Annotated in this window: 13 protein-coding genes; 2 read left to right on the forward strand and 11 right to left on the reverse strand. The window is 36.3% G+C overall.

Going from position 1 to position 20192, the window contains the following annotated elements:
- Positions 1-105 precede the first annotated feature (105 nt).
- From DF947_RS09095 to DF947_RS09130, 8 genes are all read right to left on the reverse strand, one after another.
- Positions 106-1788 carry an alpha-amylase family protein gene (locus DF947_RS09095; RefSeq protein ID WP_240615353.1) on the reverse strand — a complete coding sequence of 561 codons (1683 nt, stop codon included), beginning with the start codon at positions 1786-1788 and terminating at the stop codon, positions 106-108.
- A 179-nt stretch (positions 1789-1967) separates the two neighbouring features.
- Positions 1968-4286, reverse strand: a complete 2319-nt coding sequence (locus DF947_RS09100; RefSeq protein ID WP_109929392.1) for a glycoside hydrolase family 65 protein — start codon at positions 4284-4286, stop codon at positions 1968-1970.
- Between the two features lie 121 nt (positions 4287-4407).
- Positions 4408-5070, reverse strand: coding sequence for a beta-phosphoglucomutase (gene pgmB / locus DF947_RS09105; protein ID WP_109929393.1), 663 nt, complete (start codon positions 5068-5070; stop codon positions 4408-4410).
- A gap of 49 nt (positions 5071-5119) precedes the next feature.
- A complete protein-coding gene (locus tag DF947_RS09110) occupies positions 5120-7063 on the reverse strand; it encodes a glycoside hydrolase family 13 protein (protein WP_109929394.1) in 1944 nt (647 codons plus the stop codon).
- Positions 7064-7139: 76 nt separating this feature from the next.
- Complete coding sequence (locus DF947_RS09115; protein WP_109929395.1) at positions 7140-8156, reverse strand: SusE domain-containing protein; 1017 nt, start codon at positions 8154-8156, stop codon at positions 7140-7142.
- A 19-nt stretch (positions 8157-8175) separates the two neighbouring features.
- A complete protein-coding gene (locus tag DF947_RS09120) occupies positions 8176-9765 on the reverse strand; it encodes a RagB/SusD family nutrient uptake outer membrane protein (protein WP_109929396.1) in 1590 nt (529 codons plus the stop codon).
- A gap of 13 nt (positions 9766-9778) precedes the next feature.
- Positions 9779-12739 (reverse strand): SusC/RagA family TonB-linked outer membrane protein, encoded by a 2961-nt coding sequence (locus DF947_RS09125; RefSeq protein WP_109929397.1) that lies wholly within the window; start codon positions 12737-12739, stop codon positions 9779-9781.
- 422 nt (positions 12740-13161) lie between these two features.
- Entirely contained in the window at positions 13162-14187 is a 1026-nt protein-coding gene (locus DF947_RS09130) for a LacI family DNA-binding transcriptional regulator (RefSeq protein WP_109929398.1), read from the reverse strand.
- A 239-nt stretch (positions 14188-14426) separates the two neighbouring features.
- Between DF947_RS09130 and DF947_RS09135 the strand changes: the two genes are divergently transcribed.
- Entirely contained in the window at positions 14427-14786 is a 360-nt protein-coding gene (locus DF947_RS09135; RefSeq protein WP_109929399.1) for a response regulator, read from the forward strand.
- An 86-nt stretch (positions 14787-14872) separates the two neighbouring features.
- On the opposite strand, the gene DF947_RS09140 is transcribed toward DF947_RS09135, so the two are convergent.
- A complete protein-coding gene (locus tag DF947_RS09140) occupies positions 14873-15223 on the reverse strand; it encodes a DUF6717 family protein (RefSeq protein WP_109929400.1) in 351 nt (116 codons plus the stop codon).
- 41 nt (positions 15224-15264) lie between these two features.
- On the reverse strand, positions 15265-16011 hold the full coding sequence (locus tag DF947_RS09145) for a hypothetical protein (protein WP_109929401.1): 747 nt from the start codon (positions 16009-16011) through the stop codon (positions 15265-15267).
- 292 nt (positions 16012-16303) lie between these two features.
- Here DF947_RS09145 and dinB point away from each other — a divergent pair, with 292 nt between their 5' ends.
- Positions 16304-17404, forward strand: coding sequence for a DNA polymerase IV (gene dinB / locus DF947_RS09150; RefSeq protein WP_109929402.1), 1101 nt, complete (start codon positions 16304-16306; stop codon positions 17402-17404).
- A 79-nt stretch (positions 17405-17483) separates the two neighbouring features.
- On the opposite strand, the gene DF947_RS09155 is transcribed toward dinB, so the two are convergent.
- On the reverse strand, positions 17484-19955 hold the full coding sequence (locus DF947_RS09155) for a glutaminase family protein (protein ID WP_109929403.1): 2472 nt from the start codon (positions 19953-19955) through the stop codon (positions 17484-17486).
- Positions 19956-20192: the final 237 nt, after the last annotated feature.

Below are 20192 nucleotides of genomic sequence, written 5' to 3' on the forward strand. Positions count from 1 at the left end.
CAAAGAACACAAAGTATTTTTAAAGTTTATGTTCTTAATAGATGACTATATTTTAAAATCTATTACTTTTTCTTGGTGCTATTTGTGTCTTGGTGGTTTATTTTTCTAAAACTCTATCACTTGTGCCGAAACCGGTGCAAGTTTTACAGGGATGCTCGTTCCTGCTGGTATATTTAATTTTGTATCAGTAAGCAAATCTGTAACTGGCGATGAAGATTTAACTTTTAAAATATGATCCGGAATTTCGATGCCGGCTTCAAGGGTTTGCGAACGATCGAAATTTACCACAACCAACAAACGCTGTTTGCCAGAGTAACGAATGAAAGCATACATCCTGTTGTTCATATTGCCTGTATGAGGAACTTCAAAAATATCGCCATGAATTATCGCATCGCTTTGTGTAGTAACTTTTAACAGTTGCTGATAATAAGCTCTTAATTTTTGTTGTGAAGCACTTAATTTATGGCCATCGAACAAACCATTATTCATCCATTTTTGATGTGCCGGAACACCCCAGTAATCAAATATTGTTGTGCGGTTATCATCTCCTCCAAATCCTTCAGCACCTTTACCCAGCTCACCCACTTCCTGTCCGAAGTAAAGCATTACCGGACCAGCACCTAATGTTGCAGAAACAACCATTGCAGGTAAAGCCAATTCGGGTTTTCCTGCAAATCCTGCCGAAGCAATTCGCTCTTCATCGTGGTTTTCAAGAAAGCGCAACATGTGATCGCCAAAACCAGCGCTTTCCTTTTGCCACACGTAGTTGATTGATGCCACATCTGCAGTTGGTTCATTTCTAATTAATTTTTTTAAGCCATCATACAAACCCACTTTGTCGTATAAATAATCGAATTTTCCTTCGTTTAAATATTGGTGATACACTTGTGGATTGTAAGCCTCTCCAATGAAAAGAATATTCTGATTTACTTTTTTAACCTGTGGAATTACCCAGTTCCAAAAAGCAATGGGCACCATTTCGGCCATGTCGCATCTAAAACCATCCACATCTTTTTTCGCCCAAAACACTAAAATATCACGCATTTTATTCCATACTGGTGGAATGGGCTCAAAATATTGTTTTTCTCCATTTTGATAATCTACGCCATAATTTAACTTTATGGTTTCAAACCAGTCATCATATTTTGGTTGAGCGACAAAAACGTTATTTCCGGTAGCCTTAGCTGGATTTTCGTCAAATTTCCCATCCTGCAAAGCAGAGATTGGAGTTTGCTTAGGCTCGTGTTGGGGCACTAAAAACTTCTGGCCCGGAATATAATAGAAATCATTTTGCGCACTGAAACCTTTTGTCAGATCATCTTTTTCGCCAAAATCGATTACATTTTTAGGTTTTGCATAAGAATGGTAACCTCTGGCAACATGATTTGGAATGAAATCGATAATTACTTTTAGATCTTTTTTATGTGTTCTTTTAATCAGCGCTTCGAACTCCTTCATTCTATTCTTAACATCAACAGCCAAATCAGGATCAACGTCGTAATAATCGCGAACAGCATATGGAGAACCTGCCCTGCCTTTAACTACATCAGCATCATCAACCTTAATTCCGTATTTAGAATAATCCGTTAAACTTGCATGGGCTAATGCTCCTGTATACCAAACATAATTTACATGGAGTTCTTTTAAACCATCTAAAGCTTTATCGGTAATATCGTTAAACTTGCCAGAACCATTTTGCTCAATAGTTCCATAAGGGATATTTGTATTGTTTTTATTGCCGAATAAGCGAGGTAATAACTGGTAAATAACGATTTTCTTATCGTTCATTTTAATACTATTTTTTTGTGCAAAGGATGATGAGGAATATAGTAAAAGAGAAAACATAGTTAAAAAAACTATCGCATTAAGTTTGCTTTCCCGAAAAGTCGGGACAGGCCGTACCTCGCAATGACGGGGAACTGAGACAGGGATTAATACATTTTCCGTTTTACGTTTTACCTCCACAATCATACCAGTTCTGCGTTATCTACTTCAATTTCGGCATTACCAGCCAATTTATATTGTTGATTTCTGATACCGATTTCTAATTCAACATCTGCACTGTTTTTAATGCTGATTCCGTTTTCTGAAATTCTAATTTTTAAAGTTGCACCTCTAAAACCTATTGTAAAAGCGAACGATTTCCATTTGCCAGGCAAAAACGGGTTGAACTGCAATTTACCATCGCGAACACGCATTCCAGCAAAACCTTCTACAACGCTCATCCACGTACCAGCCATTGAAGTAATGTGAAGCCCGTCTTCTGTATCGTTGTTATAATCGTCTAAATCCAATCGGGCAGTACGTAAATAAAATTCGTATGCTCGGGCTTCATCGTTAAGTTTTGCAGCTAAAATACTGTGTACACAAGGCGATAAAGAACTTTCGTGAACGGTACGCGGTTCGTAAAAATCGAAGTTCCGTTTCAGTGTATCCAAATCGTAATCTTCTTCAAAGAAATATAATCCCTGTAAAACATCAGCCTGTTTAATAAAGCAAGAACGTAAAATCCTATCCCAGCTCCATTTTTGGTTAATTGGTCTTTCGCTTGCGGGCAAATCTTTAACCAGGGTTTGTTCTTTATCCAAATAACCATCCTGTTGAAGGAAAATTCCTTTTTCGGCATCGGCAGGATAATACATTTTTTCAATAATATCAGCCCAATCTGCAAATTCCTGCTGATCGAAATTTAAGCTTTTTAACAAGCTATTGTATTTTTCTGGCTGTTGTTTTTTAACAATTTCTGAAGCTTCAGTTGCATATTTCATGCACCAAGTTGCCAAAATATTGGTGTACCAGTTGTTGTTTACATTATTCTCATACTCATTCGGACCTGTAACCCCAAGCATTACATATTGTTGTTTATCGCTGCTCCAGTTTACACGTTGTTTCCAGAAACGGGCAATTCCAATTAACACTTCCAATCCAAAATCAGATAAATAACTTTCGTCTCCAGTGTAGCGGATGTAGTTGAAAATAGCGAAGGCAATTGCCCCATTACGGTGGATTTCCTCAAATGTAATTTCCCATTCGTTATGGCATTCTTCGCCATTCATAGTTACCATTGGGTATAAGGCAGCACCATTTTTGAAACCTAGCTTTTCTGCATTTTCGATGGCTTTGCCCAATTGTTTATGGCGATACACCAATAAGTTTTTACTTACTTCTTGAGGGGCGGTTGCCAAATAAAAAGGAACACAGTAAGCCTCGGTATCCCAGTAGGTTGAACCTCCGTATTTTTCTCCGGTAAATCCTTTCGGACCAATATTCAAGCGGTCATCTTTACCTGTGTAAGTTTGGAAAAGCTGAAAAATATTAAAACGAATAGCCTGTTGTGCAGATACATCGCCTTCGATAATGATATCGCTTTCTTGCCATTTCGTTGCCCAAGCTTCGGTTTGTTCATTTAATAATTTATCAAAACCTTTGGCTGATGCTTTTGCTATTACCGATTTGGTTTCTTTTAAAAGGTTCTCTTTTGGATAATTTTCTGATGATAAATTCGCAGCAATTTTAATCAAAGTGATTTCCACGTTCGCTTGAACATCAACAGAATAGGTTTGACCAACAAATTTCTCCCTGCGAACCGCTTCTGAATCGATGGTTAATTTTTCACTGTTTTTATAAATTTCGATGTTGCTTCCTGTGCAAACTTCGAACTCGGTTTTTTTTGTTCTGAGTTTAATATAGGCTTCGTTTCCAATAATTTCATCAGATACTTTATCCCAAAATTTTTCATCGTAATTACTGTCCTGGTTTTTAACATCACCATCAATAAATGGCATCAGCGTTAATTTCCCATCAAAATTTAATGGAGTAATGCTATAACGAATTGCACCAACTTCATCATCAGCAATGCTGCAAAAACGGGTAGATTTTACCTTTACTGCTTTTCCGCTTTTTAATTTAGCAGTGAAAGTACGTTCTAAAATTCCGGCGTGCATATTAAGTATACGCTTAAAATCGCTTACTTCAGCCGTTGCCAAATCTAAAACTTCGCCGTCTAACTTAACTTCTATTCCAACCCAGTTTGCGGCATTTAATACTTTTGCAAAATATTCCGGATAACCGTTCTTCCACCATCCTACACGGGTTTTATCTGGATAATACACACCCGCTACATAGTTGCCCAGTAAAGTTTCGCCGGTATAGGTTTCTTCAAAATTGGCACGCTGACCCATACGGCCGTTACCCAAGCTGAAAATACTTTCCGAAATTTTATTTAAATGTGGATCAAAGCCTTCTTCGATAATATTCCACTCATCTGCTTTAATGTAATTTTTCATTTTCTATACTTTCGTCATTGCTAGGCACGAAGCAATCTCTATTCAGAGTGTTTCATCCTTGCAACTGATTTGATTTTTTTATTAGATTGCTTAGTGCCTCGCAATGATGGCAAAAAGCAACTTATAAACTTTCTAAATCTTTAACCGTTAATTTATCTAAACCACTTACTACCACATTTGCTTCGGTAAGTACACTTTTTTCTCCAATTCCAATGGCTTTCATTCCACCTCTTTTGGCTGCTTCAACTCCTGCAACTGCATCTTCGAAAACCACACATTCATCTGGTTTGAAGCCTAAAAGTTCTGCTCCCTTTAAAAATACTTCGGGATCAGGTTTCGATTTTGTAACCATATTTCCGTCAACAATTTCATCAAAAAAATGAGCCAGGTTTGTTCTTTCCAAAATAATTCCAGAGTTTTTACTTGCCGAGCCTAAAGCCAATTTATAACCTGCCTGATGGATTTCAGTTAAAAAATCAACTGTCCCTGGTAAAACTTCGGCAGGTGTCATTTTGGTAATCATATCTACATACCAGCTATTTTTTAACGTAGCAAGCTCTTCTTTTTCAGCGTCGGTTTTTTCTACCTTTCCCCAAGCCAAAATTTTGTTCAGACTCTCTACCCTGCTCACGCCTTTTAATTGCTCGTTTTGTTCTTCAGTAAAATCGAAGCCCATTGTATTTGCCAAACGTTTCCAAGCTTGATAGTGGTAAACTGCAGTATCAACCAAAACGCCATCAAGATCAAATAAACAGGCTTTTATATTAGATATATTTTCTTGCATTGCATTTTTATAATTCCGTTAACTGAAGTTAAACGGCAATGAAATAATTTTAATTTAATTCTAAAACCAAAGTAGATTTGGCTGGAACTTTGATTTCTTTAATTGAAGAACGCTCTCCAGAAATTACATTTTTAACGGTTGTAATTCCTTTTATTCTTTCTGCAAACCGATCAGTAGTTAAAGTTTTTTCCTTTTCGGTATTATTTACCACAACCATTACGGTACCTTTTGCTTCGGTATTATAACGGAAATAAACATAAATATCATCCTGAGGAACATATTGCATTAACTTTCCGGTTTGCAATGCATTACTACTTTTACGGAAATTTGCCAATGCTTTCACAAAGTTAAAAGCTTCATTTTCCTTATTGGTTCTTCCATCAGCAATAAACTTGTCTTTTTTATCACCATCCCATCCACCTGGAAAGTCAGAACGAATTAAACCATCTGGATTTGAAAAGTTTTTCATCAAAATTTCCGTTCCATAATACATTTCTGGAATGCCACGCATGGTTAATAAAATAGACATGCCCATTTTATATTTATCAAAGTCTTCGCCAACCATAGAGTAAAAACGACTCATATCATGGTTATCCAAAAAGATGCAATTGGTATTCGGATTTTTATAAAGAAAATCGTGAGCCAGCGTTGCGTACAATCTATTTACACCATCTACCCAGCCATTTTTACCGTTGATGCCTTCGTAAATCGCATCCTTTAAAGTGGCATCAGTTATCCCTTGAAGATGGGTATCAAAGCCTCGATTAACTGTATTGCCGCCTGTAAAAAAAGCTTGATTTGCCACAGCATTTACCAGTGTTTCTCCAAAAACGGATAAACGTGGGAATTCTGCCTGAAGTTTCAAAGCCCAGTCTGCCATATAAACTGGATCGTTATAAGGATAGGTGTCTAAACGTAATCCATCAATTCCGGCATATTCAATCCACCAGATGTGGTTTTGGGTTAAATAATTTTGAACATACGGATTAGTCTGATTTAAATCGGGCATTGAGGGTACAAACCAGCCATCTAACATTTGTTTGCGATCTGCACTAGAAGCATGCGGATCCATAACAGTTTGATCGCGGTAACTGGTTTGTGTATATTTTGGCCATTGGTTAAGCCAGTTTTTCATTGGTAAATCTTTATAAAACCAATGTCCTGTACCAATGTGATTGTGTACAATATCCTTAATTACCTTCATGCCCTTTGCATGAACGGCATCTACATATTTCTTATAAAGTTCGTTTGTTCCGTAACGGGGATCAATTTTATAATGATCCGTTACCGCATAACCGTGATACGATGCGTGTGGCATATCATTCTCGATTTCGGGAGTCATCCATACGGTTGTAACACCTAAATCTTTAAGGTAATCCAAATGATTAATTACCCCTTGGATATCACCTCCGTGACGGTAATACATACTATCGCGATTTAACGCAGTTTCGGTTAATCCCTGAACAACATCGTTACTTTTATCGCCATTTGAAAAGCGATCAGGCATTAAAAGATAAATAAAATCCTTTTGAGTTACGCCTTGAATCCGGCCAGCACTCTTATCGCGATTTTTTAATTGGTAGGTATAATTAAGGGTCTTTTTTCCATTTAACAGAAAGTTAATTGGGAACGTTCCCGATTTTGCAGATGAAGAGATTTCAAGATCTACAAATAGATAATTTGGATTCTCAACTTTGTTTACTTTAACCAGTTTTACTCCTGGATAAGTTAATGCAACTGTAGCTTTGGAAATGTTTTCTCCATGAACCAGCAATTGCAATTTAGGATTGTGCATACCCACAAACCAAAACATTGGTTCTACACGCTCTAGCTTTTGTGCAAAGAGATTTATACTCGTTAAAAGTATGGTTAGGGTAATGAAGATCTTTTTAATTCTGATGCGATCGAAAGATTTTATCGTGAATTTAGTTTGAGCATTAAACTTTGAAGGAGATACGAAAAACGACGGGAATAAAGTAGGGGATTTGATCATGCTAAACTTTTGAAATGATTTTAAAAAACCCTGCAACAATCTTATCGATTATTGCAGGGCTATTTTTAGTTAATGATTATTGTTTAACCATAGTAGCTTTTGATGCCGCAACATCAAGTGTGATAACATAAGTACCTGCAACGGTTACCGGAATATTAGCTCCGCCAGCTGTTAAGGCACCTAAACTTCCACCCAAGTTTGTACCCCAATCGTGCTTAAACCTAAATTTCATTTCTCCAACACCAAGAGTGGTTTTAATGGTATAGAAATTAGATTTGCCATCATTGGTTACTTTCATATCCGTATCGGTATTCCAACCACCTAGTGTGGCATCGCCAATAATCGACCATTCATTTGGTGTACCAAAAACAATTGTTTTCTTGTTTAGATCTACAGTTACCTGCTTAACAATTGCATCAGGAGATTTTAAATTATCTCCAGCTGAAGTACTGATGTTTCCAGAACCTGCATCGCCATAAGCTACATCCCATTTTTTCTCAGGAGTTACTTTGAATTCTAAATTACCCGCAGTGTAAGCAATCATACCTGTATAAACGCCATTGCTTGAGGCAGAAATTAAACTATCTGCTGTAGCTGGATTCCAACCTTGGTAGGCCCCTGGAACATAAATCCATGCACTTGCCAAATATGGCGTTGCGCTTAAAGTAACAACATTTGAATACGTTAAATCGTTAGTTGCTGCGCCAGATTTTAAGCGAACTTCAATCTGAGCTGCTGTTCCAACTTTACCACCTAGGGCCAAAATCATGTTGTTTACTTCAGTAACTGTAGGTGCATAAGTTTTACTGGTTACAACAATCTCTTTTGGAGAAGCAAAACCAGTTCCTTTAAGCGCAAACTGCAATGTAGAAGTTACGGGAACCACGTAGCCTGAAGATGTTGCCAATGGATAACTTAGCGTTAATGCCGCTTGTGCTCCATTAGTTTGCACCAAGTTTAATGTTGTGGTTGACGCAGTAAGTGTACCTGCCGCCGCAACTGTTGAAACCGTTCTGGTTTCGTCTTTTTTACATGACCAAAGTGACAATGCAATAAAGCAAAGTGCTAAGGATTTAAAAAATATTGATTTCATATCTTATAAAATATTAAGATTAATAACCTGCATTTTGAACCAAATTCGGATTGGCAATTAAATCTGCCAAAGGAAGAGGGTATAGATTACGGAAAGTTGGTAAGGTAGCACCAGCTTGTACGCCTCCTTTATATGGCCATAAATAAGTTGCGCCTGCAAATTTTCCAAAACGGATCAAATCCGTACGACGATGTCCTTCCCAATATAATTCACGACCACGTTCATCTAAATAAAAATCTGTTGTTAATGCCGCAGCACTTACATTTCCTGAAGTATTGCCATAAGCTCTAAAACGCAATGCATTTACATAAAGTAAAGCTTGTGCTGCTGTACCACCTGATCCACCACGGGCAACTGCTTCTCCATAAATTAAATATTGTTCGGCCAAACGGAATAACGCAAAATCCAGAGAGCTAAAAGTTCCATTTAATGATGGACCCATTGCACCGGTAGAAGTAACGTTTTTAAATTTGGTAACACGTAAACCATCGGTAAATTCGCCAATTGCATCAACTGTCTTTTTTGCTCCGAAGAAAACGCCACGTTTATCAAGTGTTCCATTAGCATCTGGAAATAAATTCGGCAAGTTTTGGCGGGTTCTGTTTCCACCCCAACCACCAGATGGAACTCCATAAGTTGTTGGGTTCATATCGGCGTTTATTCCTGCGTTAATTAAAAAGGTTGTACCACCATAATTGGTACCATTTACACCATCATAATTAATGGTTAAAATATTCTCTGTGTTATTTATGTTGTTATCCGCCTTAAACAAATCCATGTAATTTGCTTTCAAAGAATAACTCGCTGCAATAACCTTACTTGAGTATGTAATTGCTTCAGTGTATTTTGCAGTACCAGTATATACTTGCGCATTTAAGTACAATCTAGCCAATAAAGCCCAATCTGCACCTTTATCCGCACGGCCATATTCGTTTGTACGAGGATCTGCTAAATCGCCTTCGATAGCTTTCAATTCAGATTCTACATAGTTGAATAATGCTGCTCTTTGAATTTGTTTAGGATTTACCTTACCTATAGCATCATCTTCTGTAATAAATGGTGGGTTACCAAAAGCATCTAACAATACCCAATATTGAAAAGCACGTAAGAAACGGGCTTCTGCACGGTAACGGGTAATTGCACTTGCATCAGCACCTGTAATGTTACGGCTAGCAAGTTTGTCTGCAGTACTTTCACGAAGGAACTCGTTACAAAAAGTAATTTGTAAAATACTTCTTGAATATAAGCCACGTAAAAACTGGTTATCAGGTGTAGGTAAACTATAATCTAATTCTGGAATACCCGTATCGCCCCAAGCGCAAATCGCTTCATCGGTTACCAGTTCCTGCGATGTCCAGAATAAACGAAGGAAATCTGCGTACCCTGTATTAAGTCCACCAACATCACTTACATCAGATCCGGATGGACTTGTTAATGCATAAGTAGCATATAATTTCACCAAGCTGTTTTTGTATCCTGCTGGTGTAGCGTAAACGGTTGATGCCGTAACATCGTTTGTTGGCGTTAAATTTAAATCGCTCTTTTTACATGAATTTAAGGACAACAGCAAAATGCCTGATGCCAATATCGTTTTAAATGAATTTCTCATCTCTATTTCTTAATTAAAAACCAACATTTAAACCCAAAGTATATGTTCTTGGTCTAGGATATAAATTGTAATCGATACCCGAAACCAACTCAGGATCAATGCCTTTATACTTAGATACGACAAACACGTTCTGGCAGTTTGCAGAGATACGCATTGATGTATTACCAGTTTTCGACAGCTTTCCTAAATTGTAAGATAAACCAACGTTATCCATTTTTAAGAAAGAAGCATTTCTGATATAGTAATCACTCAAATACTGAACGCCTGATGAACCTGAGAAATTAGTGTTGTATAAATCTGTAGTCGAATTATTTAAAATACCCTGAGTACTTAATACGTTATTTCTGATACCGAAGTTTGAAGAAATGTTATCGTAAACGTAGTTGCCGATATTTGCTCTAAGCACTGTACTTGCTGTCCATTTTTTGTATGTGAACGAAGTATTGAAACCTAAAGTAACTACTGGATCTGGAGATTTATAAAAATACTGATCCGCATCGTTAACAGCACCATCACCATTTAAATCCTGATAAACGCCCTCTAATGGTTTACCATCAGCGTTATATACTTGCTTATAAACATAGAATGAACCTGGTAACTGATTTACTGCATTGTATTTTAAGTGAATACCTGTACCTCCAGTAATATCGCCGGCATCAATTTTGAAACCAGAATTTGGATTTAGGGTTAGGTTAGTAACCTTTCTTTTATTGTAAGCTGCGTTTACACCTATATCCCAAGTGGTATTTTCGGATTTAATAGCCACATAATTTAAACTTACCTCAGCACCTCTAACTTCCATGTTACCAACATTCGTTGTTAAAACATTACTGAAGTTTGTACCAACTGGAATGGTTACTGTACTTAATAAATCTTTAGTTTTTTTGTAATAAGCATCAATACTTCCATATAATCTTCCTTTTAAGAAACCGTAATCCAAACCGGCATTATAGGTTGTGGTACTTTCCCATTTTAAATCTGGGTCGTAACCTGCTGGACTGTAATAGTTATAGAAGGTATTGCCAATTTGATATTGACCATTATTGGTATTTGCATAGTATTTTGATAAGTAATCGTAGTTACCTATACCATCTTTGTTACCAGTTTCACCGTAGGTTAATCTCAATTTCAAATCAGAAAGCACTTTACTATCCTTTAAGAAATCTTCGCCGATTATTCTCCAGGTAAAGCCTACTGATGGGAAATAACCCCAACGATTATTTTCTGCAAATTTTGAAGAAGCGTCAGCCCTCATTGTTCCAGATAATATATACTTGTCTGCCAAGGTATAGTTGAAACGACCATAGTAAGAAAGCAATTTATTTTGATCAACAGAAAAAGGGAAAACAGGAGTAGTTTGTAAAACTCCGGTTCCTCTATAAGTTGCAAAATTGTAATTGGTAACTGCATCATCGTAATATCCATAACCACCAGTTACATCAAATTTGCTTAGTCCGATTGTTTTTGCATAGGTTAAATAAGCCTCAGAGAATTTGTTCATCTCTGTGTTTAATCTTCTTGAGAATGAACCTTCGGTAGAATAGCTTTGTGCAGCAAATGTTGGAACAATTGTACGACCATATCCTTTTGAATAATCATAACCAACATTAACAACTGCGTGTAATTCTGGTAAGAAATGGAAAGAGTAATCTAATTTAGCATTACCAAAACTTCTAGCCGCATTACCGTGATTATCTTGTTGTCTGATTAATGCAACAGGGTTACGAGGTGCATTTGGATTAGGCACACCGGCTGTAGTAATCCATTCGAAATAGTTTCCGAATTTATTGGTTGCGTATACAGGTTGAGTTGGGTCAAATTGAATTGCTGAACCAATTGCTCCATCGTTTGGATATTGCGAGTCTGATAATGAACCTTTCAAATTCAATTCGATTTTTAAGTGATCTGAAAAAAGTTTTGGCGCAATAGAGAAAGCTCCTGTTGCTCTTTTTAACTTACTGCTAATCACTAAACCATCCTGATCTAAATATCCGGCAGAAACGCGATAAGGAACACCTTTGAAAGAACCTGCAATGCTTAAATTATTATCAGTTGTAAATGCATTTTGATAAATTTCATCTTGCCAATCTGTACTTGCTGTACCTAACAAGGCTTTTTGTGCTGCGTTACCATTTGCATTTACAAATGCACGAACTTGATCTGCAGAAAGCACATCAACCTTTTTCGCTACAGTTCCAATAGAATTATTAGTACTGAAATTAATTTGAGGAGCTCCAGAGGCACCTTTTTTGGTCGTAATCAAAATAACGCCATTTGATGCTCTTGATCCATAAATTGCTGTCGCGTTCGCATCTTTCAAAACTGTAAAAGTTTCGATATCGTTAGGATTGATTAACGAAAGTGGGCTTGGTGCGTTACCAATGCTGTTTCCACTAAATGGAACTCCATCAACCACGATTAGTGGATCGTTACTTGCGTTTAATGATGCACCGCCACGAATACGGATTGTGCTACCTCCACCAGGAGCACCACCACCAGAAATGATGTTAACACCCGCTACCTTACCTTGAATTAACTGTTCAGGTGTGGTTATTGCACCTTTTTGGAAATCCTTAGAATTTACTGTAGTAATGGATCCGGTTAAGTTTTTCTTTTCTGCCGTACCATAACCAATTACAACAACTTCGTTAAGTTTTTGCGCATCGGGTACCAACTGAAAATTTGCGGTTGCATTTGCCGAAGCACTAACTGCTTTGTCTAAGGTTTGATAACCAATAAAACTTGCAGATAAGGTTACTGAACCGTTTGACAATCCGGTAAGTTTGAAATTACCATTTACATCAGTAGAGGTACTTCTGGTTGTTCCTTTAACTACAACGGAAGCACCAGGTAAAGGTTGGCCAGTTTCATCAAGCACCTTACCAGATATTGACCCGGTTTGTGCTTTTACGATTAGCGCTGCAAAAACTAACAGCACCAAAAGCCCCTGTTTTAACAGGTAAAATACTTTCATATTAGAAGCTCTTTAAAGTATAAAAATTTGGTTAAATATTATAGTGGTTTACACATAGGCCTAATTTACAGCACTTAATGAGAATTCAAAATATATTTAAAAAATATATTTTTCACCAAAACCTCAGGCTATAATTAGTGTTAATTTTGGATGTATTCTTGCATCATCAAAATATCATAATATAAATTAATAATTTATAATTAATTGATAATCAGAATAATAGAAATACAAAATATTAAAATAAAGTGTAATTTTTACACTAAGCTATTTTTTAACACTTTTTCGGGAACGTTCCCGAAAAAAACAGCACAAAATTGAAAGCGTTTTCGGGAACGTTCCCGAAAATTATTCGAAATTCTGCGTATTTTACACTAAGTGAAGATTTTTTTTGAAATTTTTAGGGCAAAAAAAGCACTGATTTTTTATGGCTTTTTAGGATGTTTGGAGGTCGAATTTCTCATGATAATTTTTGATTCCAAAACGATTTCTCGGGGAAGATTTTTATCTGCGTGATCATCCAAAATTGTAAATAACAAACTGGCTGCTTCCTCTCCGATTTCGGTTGCTGGCTGGGTAATGGTAGTTAACGACGGGTTTAGCAAAGGCGCAATTTCCAAACTCGAAAAACTGATTACTTTTAAATTTTCGGGAATACTAATTCCCAAGTCGTAGCAAGCATAATAGGTAGCAAAGGCCAAACGCTCAACCGATGTAAAAACGCCATCGGGTTTTAATTCATTTAACGCATCTTTAATGATTACGCTATTTTCTTCATAACTATTGCTGCAATCTACAATCAGGTTTTCTTCGAACAGAATTCCATGCTTTGCTAATGCATCTATGTAACCTTGCATCCGGGTCTTACCAATAGATAAACTTTTGTTAACTACCAAATAGGCAATTCGCTTACAGCCTTGTTCAATTAAATGTTCGGTGGCCAGAAAACTGCTGTTATAATCGTTGGTTATAACTCTAGGCGTTTCTATATCCTCGTAAATCCTATCGAAGAAGACCAGGGGCAATCGTTTAGCTCCAAATTTATTTAAGTAGTTATGATCATTTGCCTCGCCGGAAACCGACATTATAATTCCATCTGCTCTTCCATTATGCAAGTGCCTGATAAAGGTTACTTCTTTTTTGTAATCATCGTCGGTTACATAAATTAAAATATGGTAACCATTTTCTCTAGCAACCCGTTCTATTCCGTGAATGGCCTGCGAGAAATAATTATTTGCCAATTCTGGAACAATAACAGCTATCGTTTTACTTTTTTGTTCTCTTAAATTACTGGCGTAATGGTTAGGCTGGTAGTTTAACTCTTTTGCTTTGGCTAATATACGTTCTTTAGTGGCAACACTAATGTCGCTATTATCTCTAAAGGCTCTAGAAATTGTAGACGTTGATAAATTTAACGCTTCGGCTAATTTCTTTATATTAATACTGTCCATTTTGGATACCTACCCTAATTAGTTTGAAATTACGCTGTAAATATAAACTATAAAATTTCTAAAAAAAGTGTTGTATTTGCTTTATATTAACATTTTATATTGGGTAATAACCAAGCTTATTTCATCATTTTGAAATAAAAAATAATTTCGAAAACAAAAAGCACTGAAAAGGTATTAATACGTATATACTTTTACTCATATTTGTTGTTTGATATGGCAAACTTCTAGGACTACTACGAATGAAAAATAAGAAAATACTCATCGCCGATGATGACGAAGGTATTGTCGATGCTGTTACGATGATACTGGAAGTTATGGGCTATGAAGTGGAATATACTTACGATGGCGGTACCGTAATTGATGCGGTTAAGAATAAACCGGATTTAATTCTATTGGATATTTGGATGAGTGGTTACGATGGAAGGGATATTTGCAGGCAACTTAAAAGCGATCCAGAATATCAAGGCATTCCAGTTTTAATGATTTCTGCTAGCCGGGACATTAAACAATCTGCTTTGGATGCAGGGGCAAATGATTTTATGGAAAAGCCTTTTGAAATGGATTCCTTATTGAATAAAGTCGATTTTCTTCTAAATTAAATTTTAACCAATGATTTGATTTAATCGCCTTGAATTTTTTTCCGATGCGATTAAACATACAAATTTTCAATCTTAATAAATCGGGCTTAAGCTTCTTTAAAGTATATTTTTTCTGGCAATTGTTTAAATACAAATTCTGTTACATTGCAAAGCCAGAGTTTGTGGTTTTTAAAATCGCCCTGAAAGGTTTCTAAAATATAATCGCCACCGCCACCTAAATTTGTTTCTCTTGCATAAATCAAAGTTAGAATTTCTGCATCTTCGATTCGGTTATCTGCCATTAAAAGTGTGCACTCTTCTTTAGATTTTGATACCCATTCTAGCAAAGTATCAGCACCTTCAACCATTTGCAAATCTTCTAAATCACCATTCCATTCGGGTATATCTGCATACCACTGGCCTTTTGCGTTTTTATAAAAGCGAATTGCTCTCTCCATATTTTTAATAAATAATCTAGGTAATTTTTATAAGTCTATTATTACCTTAAGGAAAGCATCTCTTTAAAAGAGCGTATTGCCAAATAAGAATTCCGTCTTCGAAGATATCTTGGAAGCAATTTGATTTCTTCACGGAGTGTTTTAAACTGTTCTTTTGCTTCCGCTTTAAAGTTATTCTTTTTTAAAAACAAGCCATAGTAATAGCGTGCCTCCAAAGAATGATGTATTCGGATAATGCGCTGATAGCCTTCCTCTGCACGTTCAGATAACCCTAAACCTTCCTGCGCCCTTATATAAAGCAACTCATCTTCGGGTATGCGGAAATGATTACCTAGTTTCGCTTTTGCTGTATCAAAGTATTTAAGGCTTTCTAAATATTTTTCGCTTTCAAAATATAACCTTGCTAAATGTAAAATTATAACCGGATCATCTGCATATCGCCCCTTCATACATTCCAGAGCAATGTCAACAGCATTGTCGTATTGCCTTTGTTCTGCATATGCGCTTGATAAACCCAGTTTATTGGTAATACTGTCCGTAATTTGAACTTTGCGTTCCCAGTTTTTAATTTTTTGTTTCGGAAGAAAATATTTTTGAAGATTATTTAAGAATGTACCACGACCAATTTCGGGCAACAATTCTACATAAAAATATATAAGGGTTCCGATTAGGGGCAGAAATATGAGTAAGTACAACCAATCCTTTCTTCCTGTTTTAACAGCATGAAGAATGGCCAGGATTTGTAAAGGAACAGCATAATAATAATAGTTGCCAAAAAAATCTAACATAAAAATATCTGAGCATTAATTAAACTAAACTACAAATAAAAATCTTTTACCAAAATTTAAAAATACATACATGCTTCGTTTCCAATTTTAGTTCTATTTTACATTTAACCTATTTAAAATCATGATTAAAACCTTCCATTATGTACAGATGCGATTGGCTTAAAAAAATCTAATTTAATATTGAGGATAAAAATCGCGAAATTTAGGGCAAATTATCTTTATCTCGAATACCTGAAAATCAATTCAGGTTTACATTTTAAAAATTCGATTAATCAACAATAAATTATCATTAATGTCAGAAGAAAACTCCGGGGTATTAAGAAAGATAATTCATATTGATATGGATGCATTTTATGCATCGGTAGAACAACGCGATTTTCCTGAGTATCGCGGAAAACCCATTGTTGTGGGTGGCAAGCCTGATAGTCGTGGTGTAGTAGCTACAGCGAGTTATGAAGCCCGTCAGTATGGAATACGATCGGCAATGTCATGCAGTAAAGCTTACCAACTCTGCCCAACCGCTATTTTCGTTTATCCGCGATTTGATGCTTATACTAATGTTTCGAGGGCCATCCGCGAAATTTTTCACCGTTATACAGACCTTATCGAACCTTTATCATTAGACGAAGCTTATTTAGATGTAACAGAAGATAAAATGGGTATAGGATCAGCAATTGATATTGCCCAGTCCATTAAAGACGCCATTAAAAATGAACTTAATTTAACGGCTTCTGCAGGTGTTTCAGTTAATAAATTTGTTGCAAAAATAGCTTCTGATATGAATAAACCTGATGGTTTGACTTTCATAGGCCCATCAAAAATAAAAGCTTTTATGGAGAAGCTTCCCGTTGAGAAATTCTTCGGGATTGGCAAGGTAACTGCGGCTAGGATGAAATCGATGCAGATTATTACGGGAGCTGATCTAAAGAAACTATCCGAGTCACAATTGGTCGCTCAATTTGGTAAATCGGGCAGGTTTTATTACAAAGTTGTGCGTGGAATAGATGAAAGACCTGTTCAATCGAATAGAGAAACCAAATCGGTTGGTGCAGAAGATACGCTTTCTGAAGATACAAATGACGACTCGGTAATGCATAGCCTGTTACAGCAAATTAGTGAAACAGTGGCCAAACGGCTCGAAAAATATAATCTTAAGGGCAAAACGGTTACGCTAAAAATTAAGTTCGAAGATTTTAAACAAATTACAAGAAGTAGATCTTTTTCTTTTTCCATACACAAAGCAGAAACAATTTACCGAGAAGCTATAAAGCTTTTGGACGATGCCGAAATTGGCTTTAAGAAGGTACGATTATTGGGTATAACGCTTTCTCGGTTTTACGATGATGCTTCTATTGAAAAGCCCGAAAGCAACCAGCTTGAATTTGAATTTTAATAAACATTAAAACACATATTAAACAACAAAGGCTCCACAAATTGCAGAGCCTTAATTGTTATTTATTTGGGGTAAATAATTACTTCGCTAGTTTGTCTCTCAACATTTTCATATAGAAACCACCTACCACACTTCTTGCTTTAAAATTATCACGAATCCCAGTATTGGAATCATAAAAATCGTTTAAGGGTACTCTTGAGTCAGTTTCAATTGCATGTCTGTAAACAGGGTGAATAATTTCTTCAAACTCTTTTTGGGTTGGCGCAAAGGTAGCTGTCCACAAAATCCAGTCGTTTTTAGTGTATGCTTTTCTGCTATCTAATGGCAATCCAAATTTATTTTGCTTCGTTAAATAGTATTTTGTTTCGGTATCATAAATTTTTTGAGGGAATAAATTTAATCCTAAAACCTTATCCCAAACTAGGTTATATTTCTGGCTCCAGGTATTTTTATCATCAAAAGTTAATGCATAGTGATCACCAGCTTCTGCCATATCAATCCATTTTGGAACCATGCTTTCTGCAATTGCTCTATATTGCTTTGCAACATCATTATAACCTAAAGTTTCGGCCATTTGAGCATAACAGGCAATACCTACAATTGCTTTTACAGATAAGTTTGCATTACGAGCCAAGTGACCCGCAAAATCATCGGTACATAATTGTGTTTTCGGATCTAAACCCTCCTTGGTTAAATAATCTACCCAAGTGGTTAATGTTTTCCAATGTTCTTTTGCATAAGCGCCATTTCCCTGAGCTTTTACAATTGCCGCAGTTAAAATAATCATGTTTCCAGATTCTTCAACCGGCATTGGCTCACCATACGTTTGTCCGTTTGCCAAAGGATAAGTTCCTAAATCATGTGCTGCCCAAGGATGAGGATATTTACCACTTTCACTAAAATAGAAAATTCCGTTTAGCATTCCCTGAAGCAATTGAGGGTTGTATATTAAATATAGCGGAGCTGATGGATAGGTTACATCAACAGTATTTATAAACCCACCGCTATTGTTCTCTTTAGATAGCCATAAGATCTCTCCCTGTGGACTTTTCACCAATGTATGTGCTGCGATACTTTGACGATAAGCCAAAACACAAAGATCGGCATATTCTTTTCCACCAGATTTTAATGCATCCGAATACATTGATCTGTTAAATTCTTCGCATTTAGCAATAACCGATTTATAATCTGTGGCTGCATCGGTTAATTGTCCTTCTATGGTTTCTTTACCCGAAGTATTCCACCATGGCCTTAAATTTTCTTTAAAATATTGAACCGAATAGATTTCATCGTAACCTAATTCAACAAATTTTTCTACAGGGGCTTTTCCCACTGCACCAAAAGGAATAACCGTATTAAGTGCAAGCATTTTCCCTTGTTTAGCGGTCGATGCAGAATTTCCATTTCTAAAAGCATCAGCCGCATCTTTCTCAGTTGTTACAAACTGAATGCTATTGCTTGATTTTGGCGCTGCTACATAAAAGTAGCCCCAATCAATTCGCATGTCATCACTTGCTTTTTGAAGAATCGGTTGCTCTACAGTTCCGGTTTTCAAAACGGATAGTTGAGTTGTGGCATATTTAGTCGCCGTCACGGCCTGCGATGGTCTATAAACCGCAATATTGGATGATGCACTTAGGAAAGCCTTAACCTGATGCGTTTTATTGTCGTTGGCGTTAACCTGATAAGTAACGTAAGAAATCGGTCTTGCTAAAATACCCAAATCTTTAAGCAATAAAGGAGAGGTAAAAGTTAATTTCAAATCTACTTTGCCACAGGTAAAGTTGTAAATGGTTTGTGTAGCATTCATATCTACACTTTTTTGTTTTGCCAACTGTACTTTTTGTGCGTTGTCCTTTTCTTTATTTGCTAAACCAAAATCAAGAAAGCGACCACCGGCAGTGTTTAGCAAATGGATTGCAATTACATTATTACCTGTTTTTAAGGTGCTTTTAACACTATTGCTTAAAGCAATGTATTGAAAACTGCTGGTCCAACCTTCTTTAGTATAAACTTTTTTTCCATTTAAAAACACTTCGATATTATCATCGTGATTGATCTTTAGAAACAATTCGTTTATTGAAGCGGGGTTTGTAAGATTAAATGATCTTCTCACCCAAATATCGTGCGATCTCCATAATGTTTTTACATTTTTTGGTTCGTCGCCAATTGGTGCAGACCCGGTTTTCCATGCATCTGCATTGTAGTTTAAGGCTTTCCAATCTCCTTCAGGTTCGGTCATTGAATATTTAACCTGATATTCCTTTTCATCAGAAGTGGCCAAAACTGTTTTGTAGCTTACGGTTTCCTTACCCAAAAAACGATAGGTTGTACCGTCAACATTAATCATCCCTAAAAGGGAGTGATCAGCTCCAGTCCAATGTTGCGTAGCACTTTCTGTAAGATTATCGGTAGTAGACCAGATGCTAAAATTTGGATTATGGGTAATTAACGGATACGCCGGGGCTTTCCGATCTTGTGCATGCACCATACTGCCTAATAATAAGCATCCTAACATGCTTAGAAGTTTAATGGTTTTGGTTTTGTTCATAATGTGTGTTGTGTAAAGATTGATATTTGGTTTTTAACAGCATTTGAGCTAGTTAAACGTTTTACTAAAGTATAAATTTTTATTTTATGATATGGTTTAAATTCCCATAAAGCCCAAAGAATTTTAAATAATTGATAAAAAGAATCATTGAGCATATGGTTATCCAATTGACTCGCAAAAAAAATACATGAAGCTAATGCTCCATGTATCTCAATTGTGTGTAAACCAAAACGTTAA

The sequence above is a fragment of the Pedobacter paludis genome (assembly GCF_003173575.1).
Taxonomy (GTDB): Bacteria; Bacteroidota; Bacteroidia; order Sphingobacteriales; family Sphingobacteriaceae; genus Pedobacter; species Pedobacter paludis.